Origin of the sequence: Singulisphaera sp. GP187, assembly GCF_900129635.1 — a bacterium.
Taxonomy (GTDB): Bacteria; Planctomycetota; Planctomycetia; order Isosphaerales; family Isosphaeraceae; genus Singulisphaera.
This window is the reverse complement of the sequence record NZ_FSRB01000001.1, coordinates 2,270,458-2,285,046: the sequence shown is the minus strand read 5'-3', so window position 1 is coordinate 2,285,046 and position 14,589 is coordinate 2,270,458. Positions and strand designations below refer to the sequence as shown.

Here is a 14,589-nt window from a genome sequence, read left to right as displayed (position 1 = left end):
GACTAATGAGAGGCGCCGAACCGGAGAATCGCGATCATGCCTGATTTGCTGATCCCCGCCACCGTGATCGGAAGCTGGTCCTTTCCGGGCTGGTATGAGAAGTTCGTGGGCGACGTCGCCGCGGCGCCTGAGCAGTTCGGGCCGATCGACCGCGAGGAAGCGCTTCGCGACGCCGTCCGGCTCGCGATCGACGACCAACTGCGCGCGGGCCTGGAACGGATCACCGACGGCGAGATGGGGCGGGTTGACTTCAACCTCGGTTTCTACGACTTCTTGCAAGGGATCGAGCCGCTCGGAACCCTCCGAAAGCTGGGAGCCCCCGCCCACGACCAGCGAGCTAAATACCGTTGCGTCGGGCCGCTCTCCGCGCCCGACGGCCTCGGGATCGTCGAGGAGTATCACCGGCTCCGGGCCTTGACCGATGCCCCTGCCAAGATGCCGATCCCCGGCGCGTTCACACTCGCCGGATGCATTGCTGGGGGCGAACTCTATCCCAGCCGCAACGCCGTGACCGAGGCCCTGATCCCGATCGTCAACGCCGAGCTCAAAGCCGTCGTCGCCGCGGGAGTCGATTTCGTCCAGCTCGACGAGCCGAGCTTTGCCTGCCACCCTGACGACCCCGACTATTTTCTCGACGTCATCGCACGCACGGTTGAAGGGGTAAAAGCTTATATTAGCATGCACGTGTGCTTTGGAAACTATCGGGCCCGGGCGGTGGGCTGGCGATCGTATCGCCCACTGTTCCCCCACATCGGCCGCGCGCCGGTGAACCAGCTTGCGATGGAGTTCGCCAGCCGGGAGATGGTCGAGGTGGAGCTCCTCAAGGAATTGCCCGAATCAATGCAAGTCGCGGTCGGCCTGGTGGACGTCAAGAACACCTGGATCGAGCCCCCGGAATTGGTCGCCGAGCGGCTGCGGGTCGTGCTCAAGCATGTGGGGGCCGAGCGAGTCTCGGTCACGCCGGATTGCGGTTTCTCGCAGACGGCGCGTCATATCGCCGTTGCCAAGGCGAAGGCCATGGCCGAAGGGGTTCGGATCGTCCGCGCCTCCCTCGGCCAACGTTGAGATTCGGTGGAGGCCGCCCGGTGAATCCCGTGGCCTGAATCGGCTTCCTCCGCTTTCGCAGGCGGCCCGCCCGGGCCGCCCGCCATTCTCAACGAGAACAGCCGACCTTTTCCCAGGCGGTTTCCGGGGGTAGAATATCGAGAAAATGGGAGCGATCGCGTATGACAAGGATGCTTAAACCGGAGCGGACGCCACCCCCCGAGGGTTGATCGTCCCGGCTTCATGCGCGGTCATTCTCGCGTCGCTTCTTGCCCACCATTTTTCCCCCACCTTGAGATTATCCCACGCATCGTCTCGTGGGGATCAACGAGTCGTCGAGCAACCCAGTCTCTGCTCCGAGACCACCCCTCATCCGCCCGGCCTGACGATTGGGCTCGAGTGCGACGGCCATAACGCGGACGACGCAGCGCGGGGACATCGCGATCTCGTGTCGCGAATCGTGGTGGCTCGCCACTTCAAACCGGCCGCGAACCTCGACGCTTTCGAGCCGAGTCCCTGGCCCGAACATCGCGACCTCAGCTTGAGCGGGTCGCCGCTTCGGTCGGTGCAATACTGCCTCACATCAGTCCAGGTCCTCTTCTGTATCTGGTTGACGTGACCGACTCGCCGCCCATTGGCTCAGTGCGGGAAAGCGCGCGGGGTGCCTGAGCTCGGGGCACGAGGGGGATGGCGATGAGTCTCACTCCTTCGGGTTCGCTCGTGAGCTCGATCGTCGCGATCGGCGAACCCGCCGAGATCGGGTCAAGTCGAAATAACTCCATCGACGCTCTACCCGCTCGTCTGTCAGTGTTCGACTTCATTTCCTGGTGAGTTGACCTTGCGGAGTCGCGGTCCGGTGGATTGCACACGGATGGCGACCGTGCCGTTAAAACATGCAATAAAATTGATGATTCGAAGAATGGAGGGATCACCGTGCATGATGTTTCGCTGATTTTGCTCATCACCATTGGGCTTGCGTTCGCCCTCCTCTTTGGCGCGATCACCAACCGGCTGGGTCTCTCACCGATCGTGGGTTACCTGCTCGCCGGGGTGATGGTTGGGCCCTACACGCCTGGATTCGTCGGCGATGCGAACATCGCGTCCCAGCTCGCCGAGATGGGTGTCATCCTGCTGATGTTCGGGGTGGGGCTCCATTTCCACGTGGAGGATCTGATCCGTGTCAAGGCGATCGCCGTTCCTGGCGCGATCGTTCAGATCACGGCCGCGACGGCGCTGACCGCCGCGATCGCGTTCCTGCTCGGCCGTCCTTTGACCACCGGTCTCATCCTCGGAGTGGCGGTCTCGGTCGCGAGCACCGTGGTGCTCATTCGAGTGCTGATGGACAACGGCGTCTTGCACACGCCCCAAGGGCACGCCTCGGTCGGTTGGCTGCTCGTTGAGGACCTGTTTACGGTTGTGGTCCTGGTCGTGCTCCCGGTCTTGAAGGATGCCGCCGCGGGGGGGAGCCTGGCGGTGGTCGGGACCTCGCTCCTCATGACCGCGGTCAAGATCATCCTGCTGGTTTTCTTGGTTTTGGTCGTGGGCAAGCGGGTGCTGCCTCTCTTGATGAATTCCATCGCGCGAACACGTTCCCGCGAACTGTTCACTCTCTCGGTGCTGGTCGTTGCCATGGGTGTCGCGGCCGGGTCGGCCTTGGTCTTCGGGGTCTCGATGGCCCTTGGCGCCTTCCTTGCCGGAATGGTGGTCGGTCGGTCGGACGTGAGCCACCAGGCGGCCTCCGACGCCCTCCCGATGCGCGACGCATTCGCGGTCCTCTTCTTCGTCTCGGTGGGGATGCTCTTCAATCCGGCGGCGACGCTCGCGAACTGGGACCTGACCCTCGGCGTGTTCGCGGTCATCTTCATCGGCAAGCCGCTCGCCGCACTCGGTATCGTGCTCATGCTCGGTTATCCGCTCCGCACCGCACTTACAGCGTCCATGGCACTGGCTCAGATCGGCGAATTCTCATTCATTCTGGGTGAGGAAGCCCGTTCGCTCGGCTTCCTGTCCGCGGCGGAAACCAGCGTGTTGGTGAGTTGCGCCATCGTCTCGATCACCGTGAATCCGCTCATCTTCCGCCTGATCGGCCCCCTGGAACGTTGGATTCAGGCCAGACCTTTGCTTGCGCGATGGCTGAGGGTGCCCTCGGCGGACGACGCGCTCACATCGCTCGACGAGTCGGATGCGGGCGAGGCCTCATCCGCGAGCGCCGTGGTGGTGGGCTATGGCCCGGTCGGCCAGACCCTGACCCGGATCCTCAGGGACTTCAACATCAATCCCGTGATCATTGACCTGAATGTGGATACGGTCAGGAAGTTGCATGCGTCGGGAATCCGAGCGATTTATGGTGACGCCAGCAGCAAGGAGATTCTTTTAGCGGCCAAAATCGAAAGGGCTGAGTTCCTCCTGGTGGCGCTCCCGGATCGATCGGCCCGAATACCGATCATCAGCATGGCGTTGTCCCTGAAGCCGGACCTGAAGGTGCTGGTTCGAGCCCGCTATATGAACGAACGGGACACGTTGGAACGATTGGGCGTTGCGGCGGTCGCGTACGAGGAAGCGGAGGTCGCGGTCGCCTTGGCCGAGATGCTGCTCCAGCAAATCGGGGTCAGCGAGGAAGTCCTCCAGACGAGGGCCGCGGTGATCCGAGGCGAACTGGCGGTCATTCGCCCTCGGGCCGAGGTCCATTGACGGAGATCGCAAGGCTCGTGAGGAGCGTCCTGGGCAATTCGCAGTCCGCCCCCAAACCCAACACCCCGCAACTCCTGGTTTGGGTGAATAACCTTTGGCACAATAACCAACGGAAATCCGGCCTTTTCGTTTCAAGGGGCGTTGTGACGAGATCCCGGAACGCGGGGACTGCTGGCGGATCTGCCAGGCCCGGCCCATTTCCAATCTGGATGAGGATCTTGGTGATGACGAAAACTCCGACCTATACCGCAGTCGCCCTTGCGATGACTCTTTTCCTGAGCGTGCTGATCTTCGCTTCCCCTTCGTCCTGTCATCGAGATCAGCCCGCCGAGATCCACGCGCCGGGAGCGAAGGCGCGCAAGGCGGTGGTGGAAATCGAGTCGACCGAAGGCATGAAGGTCGTGGCCGGACAATCGATCTATGTACCGTCGTATTCGTCGATCTATACCTCGGATCGAGCGAACACATTCTTCCTGGCGGCCACACTCAGCATCCGGAACACGGACCGGAGTCAGCCGATCGTCATCACGACGGCGCGCTACTACGACCAGGACGGCGAGGTCATCCGCGACTACCTCAAGAAACCGCTGCGGATCGGCCCGATGGCCTCGATCGAATTCTTCGTCCCGGAAAGCGACACGAGCGGCGGGGTCTCGGCCAGCTTCCTCGTCGAGTGGGTGGCCGACCAGAGCGTGAACGCGCCTCATGTCGAGTCGGTGATGATCGGGGCCGCGAGCACTCAAGGGGTCGCGCTCACCAGCCCCGGTCGCGTTCTGTCGGATCGAAGCCGCGACAATCCACCAGGAAAATAATACCCATGTGAACCAAAGTCATTGCCGAGATGGCTTGTTTCAGGCCAATCCTCATCATCCAAGGGACTATTTGACGGGAGGCGTTGCGGCTCCCGAACTGGTCGACTTCGTCGCACCAACGTTCACGTCGACGTTGACCTTCTCGGTCAACTCCTTGGTGACCTTGACCGGAGTCGTCTTCGTCGTCTCGTGAATCGTCTCGCCAGTCTTGGCGTCGATCACTTTCTCACTGTCGACGATCTGCAAATCACGCGTTGTATTAACCGACTTCGTTGTCTTATTGTCCGTGATTCCAATGGCGTTCTCGGCAATCTTGGCGTTGGGATTATCCGACTCATTCACGCAGCCGACAATCAGTCCGCCCACGCCGAGTACGACGACCGAGAAGATTGAGGAACGGAACACGTAACGCATAGACCAAGCTCCTTTGATAACGGCATCCATTCGTCGAATCCTCCACCAGGTTTCCATGCAGTTTTGATGCCAGAACCATCAGGCTGGCTCAATGGGATCAGCGGACGACATCCCTTCAGGGCAGGCCCCAGAGCGGCCCGTGGCGCGGAGCGTTAGCATGATGATCGAGCCGATTCAAGCCGGTCCTGTGTTTTTGAACGACGTCGATTCGACCCAACCGGAACCGGGATCGCTCGCGGTCTGGTGGCTCGGTCAGAGCGGGTACGTCGTCAAGTCCCCGATCGGGACGTTGGTCATCGACCCCTATCTCTCCGAGCACCTGACGACAAAATACCAAGGGACGGCCAAGCCCCACGTCCGGATGACCCGCTCCCCGTGTCGGGGGCCTGATCTCCGCCACCTTGACTTGCTCCTCGCGAGTCACAAACATTCCGACCACTTTGACCCCGGAACGATGCCCGGATTGTTTGAGGCCTCCCCCGAGGCGACGCTCGTTCTGCCCGCCGCCCTGATCGAGCATGCCGTCGGGCTCGGTTTACCCGCGGATCGGCTCGTCGGACTCGACGCCGGCGGGGAGTTTCACCATCGTGGCTTCCGGATCCAGGCGATCCCCTCCGCGCACGAGGAACTCGACACCGACGACATGGGACGGCACCTCTATTTGGGTTACATTATCGAGGTGGAGGGACTTCGGCTGTATCATAGCGGTGACACCTTGTTCTACGATGACCTGGTCGCGCACCTGGGAGACCGGCCGTTCGACGTCCTCTTCCTGCCGATCAACGGGCGAGACCCAGCGCGGGGAGTGGCGGGGAACATGTCGGCCGCCGATGCGGTGGCGCTGGCGACCGTCGTCCGGCCGCGCTACCTGGTTCCCCATCATTACGAGATGTTTGCATTCAATACGGTCCCGATCGGTGATTTCGAGTCCGAGGCCCTTCGCCTGCCCGCGGGAGTGAACCCGCGGGTCTTGCGGTGCGGCGAGCGCTGGGAGATCAAGCGGTGAGTGTGACCCTGGGAATCGATATCGGCACGTCCGGGACCAAAACCCTTGCGATCGACGAGAGCGGCAGAGTGCTGGCGTCGGCCTCGGTGGAGTATCCCTGCTCGCATCCCAGGCCGGGATGGTCGGAGCAGGACCCCGAGTTGTGGTGGACCGCGACGATCGCGACGGTGAAACAAGTGCTCGCCAAGGCAGGGCTGAAACCGGCGGACGTCGCTGGGATCGGGCTGAGCGGTCAGATGCACGGCTCGGTTTTCCTCGACTCCGGCGGGGAGGTCATTCGTCCCGCCTTGCTCTGGAACGACCAGCGCACCGCGGCGGAGTGCGTCGAGATCGAGCAAAGGGCAGGGGGGCGCGAGAACCTGATCCGGATGGTGGCCAATCCGGCCCTGACCGGCTTCACGGCCCCCAAGCTGCTCTGGCTTCGTAACCATGAGCCGAGGGCCTGGGAGCGGGTCCGACAGGTCTTGCTCCCCAAAGATTACATCCGCTATCGCCTGACCGGAACCTATGCCACCGAGGTCAGTGACGCGTCGGGAACCCTCCTCCTCGACGTCGCCAACCGCCGCTGGAGCCGGGAACTCCTCTCCAAGCTCGAAATCGATCCCGCGCTCTTGCCCCCTTGCTACGAGAGTCCGGAAGTGTCGGCCAAGGTGAGCGGTCTCGGCGCCGCCGCCACGGGGCTGGCCGTGGGGACGCCGGTGGTCGGCGGCGGTGGGGATCAACCGGCCGGCGCGGTCGGCAACGGGATCGTCCGTCCCGGCGCGGTCGCGGCCACGATGGGGACGTCGGGGGTCGTGTTCGCCCATACGCAGGAGCTTGGTTTCGACCCGCTCGGTCGGCTTCAGCGCGGCTGCCACGCGGTGCCGGGGGCCTGGCACGTGATGGGGGTGGTCCTGGCGGCCGGGGGAAGTTTGCAGTGGTATCGCAACGAACTCGCCAAGGCGGAGATCGAGGCGGCCAAGACGCTGGGGGTTGACCCCTATTTCTTGCTGAGCGATGAGGCGGCACTCGTCGGCCCAGGCGCGGAGGGTTTGTTCTTCCTGCCCTACCTGACCGGCGAACGCACTCCGCATTTCGACCCTGACGCCAAGGGGGCCTGGATCGGCTTGACGGTCCGGCACGGCCGACCGCACCTGATTCGGAGTATTCTTGAGGGGGCGGCTTATGCGATGCGTGACAGCCTCGAGCTGATCCGCGAGATGGGGGCGAGTATCGAGCAAGTCCGCGTGTCGGGCGGTGGGGCGCGGAATCCGCTCTGGCGGCAGATTCAGGCCGACATCTACGGCCACGATGTTCATACCCTCGAGTCGACCGAGGGGCCCGCCTTCGGGGTGGCCCTGCTGGCCCAGGTCGGCACGGGAGGGTTCGCCTCGGTGCCCGAAGCGTGCGACGCCACGATCCGCCTGGCGGAACGAACGGAGCGCGATCCCAAGGTGCAGCCGTTCTACGATAGCGCCTATGCGCTCTACCGGCAGCTTTACCGCGACCTCCGCGGCTCCTTCGCGGCGATCAGCAACCTCGTCAAGTCGTACGGCGCCTGACTTCGGGAGTGGAAATCTTGTCGCGACGACTCAAGCAGAGGCCACTGGCCCCGGTGAATGAGCCGGTCTCTACTCCATCGCTAACGCCGACTCCGCCCGCCGGGGAATCGTTCTGGAATCGACGGCGACTGGTCCTTGCGGTGGTCTTGCTTCTGGTGGTCCACCTCACACTCGCCGTCCGGAGCCTCGTCGAGGAGAACCCGACGATCGACGAGGTCATCCATTTACCAGCGGGAATCACCTACTGGCAAACGGGTAAGTTCGGGCTCTACCACCACAATCCGCCGCTCATCAAGCTTGTCGCCGCTCTCCCTGTGCTCGCGTTGGGCGCGGTCGAAGTCCCGTTCAATGACCCGTCCTGGCGGAACGAACCGCAGAACAAGGCGGTCTTCGCTCATTTATTCCAGAGCGATAACGCCCGGCAATACTTTGAGCTTTTCGCCCGGGCCCGGCTCGTCATGCCCCTCTTTTCCGTGCTCGGGGGCCTGGTCATCTTCCTTTGGTCAAAACGGTTGTACGGCCCGGGCGGAGGGCTGCTGAGCCTGGCACTCTGGTTGTTGTGTCCCAATATCCTGGCGCATTGCCGGCTGGTGACAACCGACGTCGGCTCGGCTTCCCTCGGTGTCCTGGCGACGTTCGTCTTCTGGCACTCGCTCCAACAACCCACCTGGTGGCGGACGGTTCTCGCGGGAATTTGTCTGGGGCTCGCACAGCTCAGCAAGTTCAGCATGGTCCTACTCTACGGCCTCTGGCCCCTCCTTGGATTTCTGCACCTCTTTACGGGAGCGGACGACGAGTCGCTGACGCGTCGAGTGGGTCGAAGCCTCGGCAAAGGTCTGCTGATCTTGGGACTGAGTGTCGTGGTGATCAACGTCGGCTATGGCTTCGAGGGGGTTGGTATTCCGCTCGGCCAACACGAGTTCCTCAGTCAATCCTTGACTCGTCCGGTGCCGCCGGGGATGTGGCGACCGCCGAGTGCGGATCCGTTGATCAATGCCCTCCACCAACGCCGGGTCAATCGATTTCGCGGGACATGGCTGGAAAATCTCCCCGTCCCTTTCCCGAAGCACTACGTTCTTGGCTTCGACGATCAAAAGTTCGAGGCCGAGGGGGTGCCCGCGAATCTTTTCAATCCCCAAATCGAGAGCGATGAAGTCGAAGGTTATCCGGTCTATTTGAACGGTGAAGTTCGCCAGAAGAGCTGGTGGTATTATTATCTGCTGACCCTGGTTTACAAGGTGCCCGAAGGAACCTGGGCGCTCTTTCTTGCTTCGGTCGTGATCCTGGTCGCGTCTCCGCGCTCCCGCGCGTCCTGGTTCGATGAAATCACCGTGCTTGCGTTGCCGGTGATCGTCATCCTCGTGATGAGCGTTCTCACGAACATCAATCTTGGCCTGCGTTACGTCCTGGCCAGCTTCCCGTTCGTCTTCATTTCGATCGGGAAGGTCGTTCCGTGGGCCACGGGCCTGAACGATCGGGTGCGTCGTCGCGCGGCGGAAACGTTCCTCGGCGTCGCTCTGGCGGCGACCTTGGCGGCGACACTTGTCATCACCCCTCACTATCTCGCTTACTTCAACTGGGTTTCGGGAGGAGCCTCAAACGGCTCATCGCACCTGATCGACAGCAATATCGACTGGGGGCAGGATCTGGTCGGTCTGAGGCGCTGGCTCCAAATGCATGCTCCAGACGAACCGGTGGGCCTGGCCTACTTCGGCCAGATCAATCCCAACATTTTCCTGTTCCGGAGCGAGGGGGGATTTCCTTGGTTTCTCCCTCCGCCCCGGCCGGGAACAATCCGCGATGACGAACTCCCCCCGCGCTATCGCAAGCAAGGTCTCGAGGGCCTCAAATTCCAACCTGGACTCTATGCGGTGAGTGCCACGTTGCTCCAAGGTCTGCCGTGGCGGGTGTATGACGACGAGTTACCCCGGTGGCTCCCCCGATCGGTCTGGGCGGGTGGCTTCACCTACTTCAAGGAATTGAAGCCGATCGACCAGATTGGGCATTCGATTTTGCTGTACCGGGTCACGCCGGCCCAAGCCGAGATGCTTTCGTCGAAATACTGGTTGCCTCCCGCCAGCAGGGAATTCGCGGGAGGTCGGAAGTGAGTTCTGTCTTGCGTCTTGAACGCCTTGGCTTTACAACGATGAGTCCCGGCGCATCGTGCTCGGGTCAGATCTTGGGGCGGGAGAATCGGACGGATGAGCGATCAGCAACTCGCCGCGCGCGCTCGCGCGGCGCTCGATGCCGGTGAAGGTATTTTGCGGTTGGCCCCGACGTGGGTTCCGCGCTCGTTCCTGATGCCTGGTGGACGGCTCAAGCTCGCCCCGCAGGACCTCTACGCTCTGGGCACCCATCGTGGCGGGATCGACGAGCGCTGGTTCGCCTCGACGACCCCGGCCGCCAACGAAGGCGCCCCCGCCGACGAAGGGCTGAGCTACGTCGTCCACAACGGGGACAAGTTCACCCTCAAGGACGCGGTCGGCCTGCACGGAGCCGAAATGATCGGGTCCGCATTGTGGGACAAGTACAAGAAGTGGCCCGTTTACAGCAAGTTTTTCGATAATCTGGGACCGATCCCCCACCACATGCACCAGACGGCCGAGCAGGCCGCGCTGCTGGGGCGCGAGGGGAAACCGGAGAGCTACTACTTCCCGCCCCAACTTAACTGGACCGGCAACAACTTCCCCCACACGTTCATGGGCCTCGAGCCGGGAACGACCAAGGAAGACATTCGCCGCTGTCTCGAGCGCTGGGATGAGGGGGACAATGGGATCCTCGACTTCTCGAAGGCGTACCGGCTCAAGCCGGGCACCGGCTGGCTGATCCCGCCCGCCGTGCTGCACGCCCCCGGGTCGTTGGTCACCTACGAGCCGCAGTGGGGTTCCGACGTTTTCGGCATGTACCAGTCGATGGTCGAAGGCCGACGCGTCCCTTGGGACCTGCTCGTCAAGGACGTCCCGGCCGACAAGCACAAGGACCTCGACTACCTCGTCGAACAACTCGACTGGGAGAAGAACGTCGACCCCAACTTCAAGGCCAACAACTATCTCGAACCGATCGTCCATGCCGGTTCCCAAGCCGAAGGCTATGTCGACAAGTGGATCGTCTATGGCAAGGTCGACGGCAAGGAATACTTCAGCGCCCGTGAGCTGACGGTTTACCCAGGCCAGTCGGTTACGATCAAGGATCAAGGGGCCTCCGGCCTGGTCGTCACCCAAGGGCGCGGCACAATCGGTAAACTCGACGTGGATTGCCCTGCCTACATCCGTTATGGCGAGGTGACCAAGGACGAGGTTTTCATCACCGAGAAGCGTGCCAAAGAGGGCGTGAAGATCACGAACACGGGGACCGAAGTCTTCGTCAGCCTTCGTTACTTCGGCCCCGGCGTCCATCCCAACGCGCCCAACGTCGGTGATGCCCGGAAGAGCTAACTCAGGCCTCGGCCTCGCCCCGGTCGGTCGAAGCCTCGGCCGGCCGATCCCTCCTTTTTTTGATTGAAATTCGACCTGATTTCATGGGGCCGGGGAAGGCTTGCGCTTTTCCCGGCTGTATGACCCAGCTTGCAAGACTCGCCCCGAGCCTGGCCGGCGTACCGGCGTATTGTTCGAGAGAAAGGGATTATCCATGAGCGGCAGCCATCCCAATAACTTCCCGAAGCTGCACAATGCGGCTTGGCCGGGCGTGGTCGGTAAGGGTGATGAGTCGGAACCGGTAATCGCCCTGGATACGTTGCTCGACTTGACGGCGGTGGCCGAGGTTGACGGTATCAAGTTCGACGGTGTCGACCTGTTCTTGTTCGCCCCGCACGTCGACATCGACGCGACCGACGAAGACCTCAAGGCGCTCGCCGACAAGGTCCGGGCACGCGGGCTGACGATCGGCTCGGTGGTCGCCCCGGTCTGGCCGCCGACCGGCGGTGGGTCGGCGATGGATGAAGGGGAAGGCCGCACCAAGTTCCTCACTCAAGTTCGCAAAGCGACTCATATTGCGAAGCGTTTGCGCGAACTCGGGGTCCGACCTTACGGGGTCGTGCGGTTCGATTCGGCCTGCGGACCGGGGGACTGGGCGCAAGACCCGGCGGGCAATCAGGCGAAGATCGCTCAGACCTTCAAAGAGGCGGCCAAGATTGCCGCCGACGCCGGCGAGCGACTGGCGGCCGAAGGGGAAATCTGCTGGGGTGGCATGCACTCCTGGCGGACGATGGTCGACCTCCTCGAACGGGTGGGCGAACCCGACCGCGTCGGCTTCCAGGCCGACATGGCCCACACCCTCTTGTACACGTTGGGGGAAAACGCCCCTCAGGATCGGATTTTGCCCGCCGGTTACGACTGGAAGGACCCCGTCGTGCTCGACGAGGCGCTCAAGACGCTCACCGCCGCGCTTCGCCCCTGGACGATCGACTTCCACGTCGCCCAGAACGACGCCACCGTCTTCGGCTCGGGGTCGCACGATCACACGGGTCGGCATTGCCTGGCGACCGACCCCAACGGCAAGCTCGACATCCCGCGCCATGCCGGATTCTGGCTCCGCGACGAGAATGGCCAATTGACCAAGGCATTCAAGCATATCTGCTGGGACGGCTGCATGTTCCCCAACGCCGTCATGATGAAGCCGCAGACGTGGAACGACATCCTGGCCAAGATGATCGCCGTCCGTGACGCCCACGGGTGGGCGGAATAAGCCTGGGATCGCCAGGTCGCGAACTCACACAGGCGATGGTCGGTCGAAGAGTTGTTCATCAACATCGAAAACTTAGCATAATCAGGTGATTCATGGCGGCGAAGAAACCTTTGAACATCGGCCTGGTGGGCTACGGCTTCATGGGCCGGACCCACTCGAACGGCTACAAGCGAGTCAATGACTTCTTTGATCTCGAATACCGCCCCGTGCTCAAGGCGGTGTGCGGCCGGAGCGCGGAGAACGCCCAGACGTTCGCCGACAAGTGGGGCTATGAGTCGATCGAGACCGACTGGCGGAAGCTGGTTGCGCGGAAAGATATCGATGCCATCGACATTTGCACGCCCAACAATACGCACGCTGAGATCGCCATCGCGGCGGCCGCGGCCGGCAAGATGATCTTGTGCGAGAAGCCGCTGTCGATGGATCTGGTCGAAGGCCAGACGATGGTCGAAGCCATCGAGAAGGCGGGCGTTCCCAACACGGTTTGGTACAACTACCGCCGCGTCCCCGCGGTGACCCTCGCCAAGCAACTGATCGACGAGGGGCGGCTTGGCCGGGTCTTCCACTATCGGGCCAACTTCTTGCAGGACTGGACGATCTCGTCCGACCTGCCTCAGGGGGGCGCGGGGCTCTGGCGGCTGGATGCCGCGGCCGCGGGGTCCGGGGTCACCGGCGACCTCCTCGCCCACTGCATCGATACCGCCCTCTGGCTCAATGGTGGGATCGCGAACGTCTCCGCGATGACCGAGACGTTCATCAAGGAGCGGAAGCACACCGCCAGCGGCAAGCTCGAGCCGGTGAGCATCGACGATGCCTGCGCGTTCCTCTGCCGGTTCGAGAACGGCTCGCTCGGGCTGTTCGAGTCCACCCGCTACGCCCGCGGTCACAAAGCGCTTTACACGTTTGAGATCAACGGTGAGAAGGCGTCGATCAAGTGGGACCTGCACGACCTGCACCGGCTCGAGTACTTCGACCACGGCGACGAGTCGAAGCTGCGCGGGTGGCGGTCGATCCACGTGACCGATAGCGACCATCCTTATATGAAGCACTGGTGGGTGCCTGGCCTGCAGATCGGCTACGAGCACACCTTCGTCCACCAGGTCGCCGACTTCCTTGAGGGCCTGGCCGCCGGTAAGCCCACCAGCCCCACCTTCCGCGAGGCGCTCGCGACTCAAGCGGTTTGCGACGCCGTGCTCGACTCGGCCGAAGTCGGCCAGTGGCAAACGGTCGTCCCTGTCTAACGCCGTTTCTGAGCACGGTCTCGTAGGGTCCGCTCTTGCGGACCATCTTCAATGGTGGCCTCGTTAGAAGATTGGTCCGTAATAGCGGACCCTACGAAAGGAGAACGATCTCATAGGGTGGGCACGGCCCACCTTGTTTTTTGAGAGGCTTGGCGATGAAGCGGGTGGGCCGTGCCCACCCGACAAAAGTCGAATTGCCTTCTCAACACACGCTCAGAAGTGTGGCCCGCCCACGTTGCCCGACATCCACGAACGACGAGGACGTCTCCATGAAGATCGGTATGAACTTGCTGCTCTGGACGACCGAGGTCACTCCCGAGCACGACGGCCTGCTCGATCAGCTCAAAGCGATGGGGTTCGACAGCGTCGAGGTTCCCGTATTCGCCATTGATGACCCCGCACCCTACGAACGACTTGGCAAACGGCTCAAGAGCCTTGGGCTCAGCGCGACTGCGGTCACGGTCATGTCGCCCGAGACCAACCCGATTTCCCCGGACCCGCAAATTCGCCAGGCCGCGGTCGCCCAGCTCGAAAAGGTCTTGGACCGTTGCGCGGCCTTCGACTGCGAGATCCTCTGCGGACCGCTCCACTCGGCGATCGGTCAGTTCACGGGCAACGGACCGACGGAAGACGAGTTCAAGGCCGGTGTCGAGACGCTAAGCAAGGTGGCCGAAAAAGCCCAGGCGCGAAACATCCGGCTCGCGGTCGAGTATCTGAACCGGTTTGAGAACTACTTCCTGACGACGGCCGCCGATACGGCCCGATTCGTCCGCGCGGTGAATCATCCGTCGCTCAAGATGATGTACGACAGCTTCCACGCGCATATTGAAGAGAAGAACCAGGCGAAAGCGATCGCCTCATGTGCGGCCGAGACGATCCACGTGCATGTCTCGGAGAATGACCGGGGAATCCCCGGCACCGGCCAGGTCGATTGGGATTCGTACTGGTCCGGCCTGAAGGCGAGTGGCTACGACGGATCGCTCACGATCGAGGCGTTCGGTCGCGCCTTGCCCGCCTTGGCCGCGGCGACCAAGGTCTGGCGCGACCTCTTCCCCGACCCGCTCGGCCTCTGCCGAGACGGACTCAGCTTCATCAAAAGCCGCTCAGGGATCGCCTGAGCGGCTCGCTGACTGACTGACTCATCGGAGGCGTGTTGA

The 14,589-nt window shown here is 62.6% G+C and carries 11 protein-coding genes; 10 read left to right on the top strand and 1 reads right to left on the bottom strand.

Annotated features, from left to right (window positions below; all coding sequences use genetic code 11):
• The first annotated feature begins 36 nt into the window (after positions 1–36).
• The 3 genes from BUS42_RS08900 (at position 37) to BUS42_RS08885 (ending at position 4,547) form a co-directional block, all read left to right on the top strand.
• Positions 37–1,065: a methionine synthase gene (locus BUS42_RS08900; RefSeq protein WP_074306603.1), complete on the top strand. Its 1,029-nt coding sequence runs from the start codon at positions 37–39 to the stop codon at positions 1,063–1,065.
• Positions 1,066–1,977: 912 nt separating this feature from the next.
• Positions 1,978–3,735 carry a cation:proton antiporter gene (locus BUS42_RS08890; protein WP_074306602.1) on the top strand — a complete coding sequence of 586 codons (1,758 nt, stop codon included), beginning with the start codon at positions 1,978–1,980 and terminating at the stop codon, positions 3,733–3,735.
• Between the two features lie 224 nt (positions 3,736–3,959).
• Positions 3,960–4,547 (top strand): DUF3124 domain-containing protein, encoded by a 588-nt coding sequence (locus BUS42_RS08885; protein ID WP_074306601.1) that lies wholly within the window; start codon positions 3,960–3,962, stop codon positions 4,545–4,547.
• Positions 4,548–4,613: 66 nt separating this feature from the next.
• Here the strand turns inward: BUS42_RS08885 and BUS42_RS08880 are convergent, their stop codons facing one another.
• The gene (locus BUS42_RS08880; RefSeq protein WP_074306600.1) at positions 4,614–4,961 is read right to left on the bottom strand and encodes a hypothetical protein; all 348 of its coding nucleotides are present in this window, start codon (positions 4,959–4,961) and stop codon (positions 4,614–4,616) included.
• Between the two features lie 157 nt (positions 4,962–5,118).
• On the opposite strand from BUS42_RS08880, the gene BUS42_RS08875 reads away from it, so the two are divergent.
• The 7 genes from BUS42_RS08875 (at position 5,119) to BUS42_RS08845 (ending at position 14,550) form a co-directional block, all read left to right on the top strand.
• Entirely contained in the window at positions 5,119–5,967 is an 849-nt protein-coding gene (locus BUS42_RS08875) for an MBL fold metallo-hydrolase (RefSeq protein ID WP_254053400.1), read from the top strand.
• Positions 5,964–7,508 carry a xylulokinase gene (gene xylB, locus BUS42_RS08870; protein ID WP_074306599.1) on the top strand — a complete coding sequence of 515 codons (1,545 nt, stop codon included), beginning with the start codon at positions 5,964–5,966 and terminating at the stop codon, positions 7,506–7,508. Before BUS42_RS08875 ends, xylB begins: the two co-directional genes overlap by 4 nt.
• Positions 7,509–7,525: 17 nt before the next feature.
• Positions 7,526–9,616 carry an ArnT family glycosyltransferase gene (locus tag BUS42_RS08865; protein WP_074306598.1) on the top strand — a complete coding sequence of 697 codons (2,091 nt, stop codon included), beginning with the start codon at positions 7,526–7,528 and terminating at the stop codon, positions 9,614–9,616.
• 93 nt (positions 9,617–9,709) lie between these two features.
• On the top strand, positions 9,710–10,942 hold the full coding sequence (locus tag BUS42_RS08860; RefSeq protein WP_074306597.1) for a hypothetical protein: 1,233 nt from the start codon (positions 9,710–9,712) through the stop codon (positions 10,940–10,942).
• Between the two features lie 193 nt (positions 10,943–11,135).
• Positions 11,136–12,191, top strand: coding sequence for a sugar phosphate isomerase/epimerase family protein (locus BUS42_RS08855; RefSeq protein WP_074306596.1), 1,056 nt, complete (start codon positions 11,136–11,138; stop codon positions 12,189–12,191).
• A 92-nt stretch (positions 12,192–12,283) separates the two neighbouring features.
• Positions 12,284–13,432, top strand: coding sequence for a Gfo/Idh/MocA family protein (locus tag BUS42_RS08850; RefSeq protein WP_074306595.1), 1,149 nt, complete (start codon positions 12,284–12,286; stop codon positions 13,430–13,432).
• Between the two features lie 269 nt (positions 13,433–13,701).
• Entirely contained in the window at positions 13,702–14,550 is an 849-nt protein-coding gene (locus BUS42_RS08845; RefSeq protein ID WP_074306594.1) for a sugar phosphate isomerase/epimerase family protein, read from the top strand.
• The last annotated feature ends 39 nt before the right edge of the window (positions 14,551–14,589 follow it).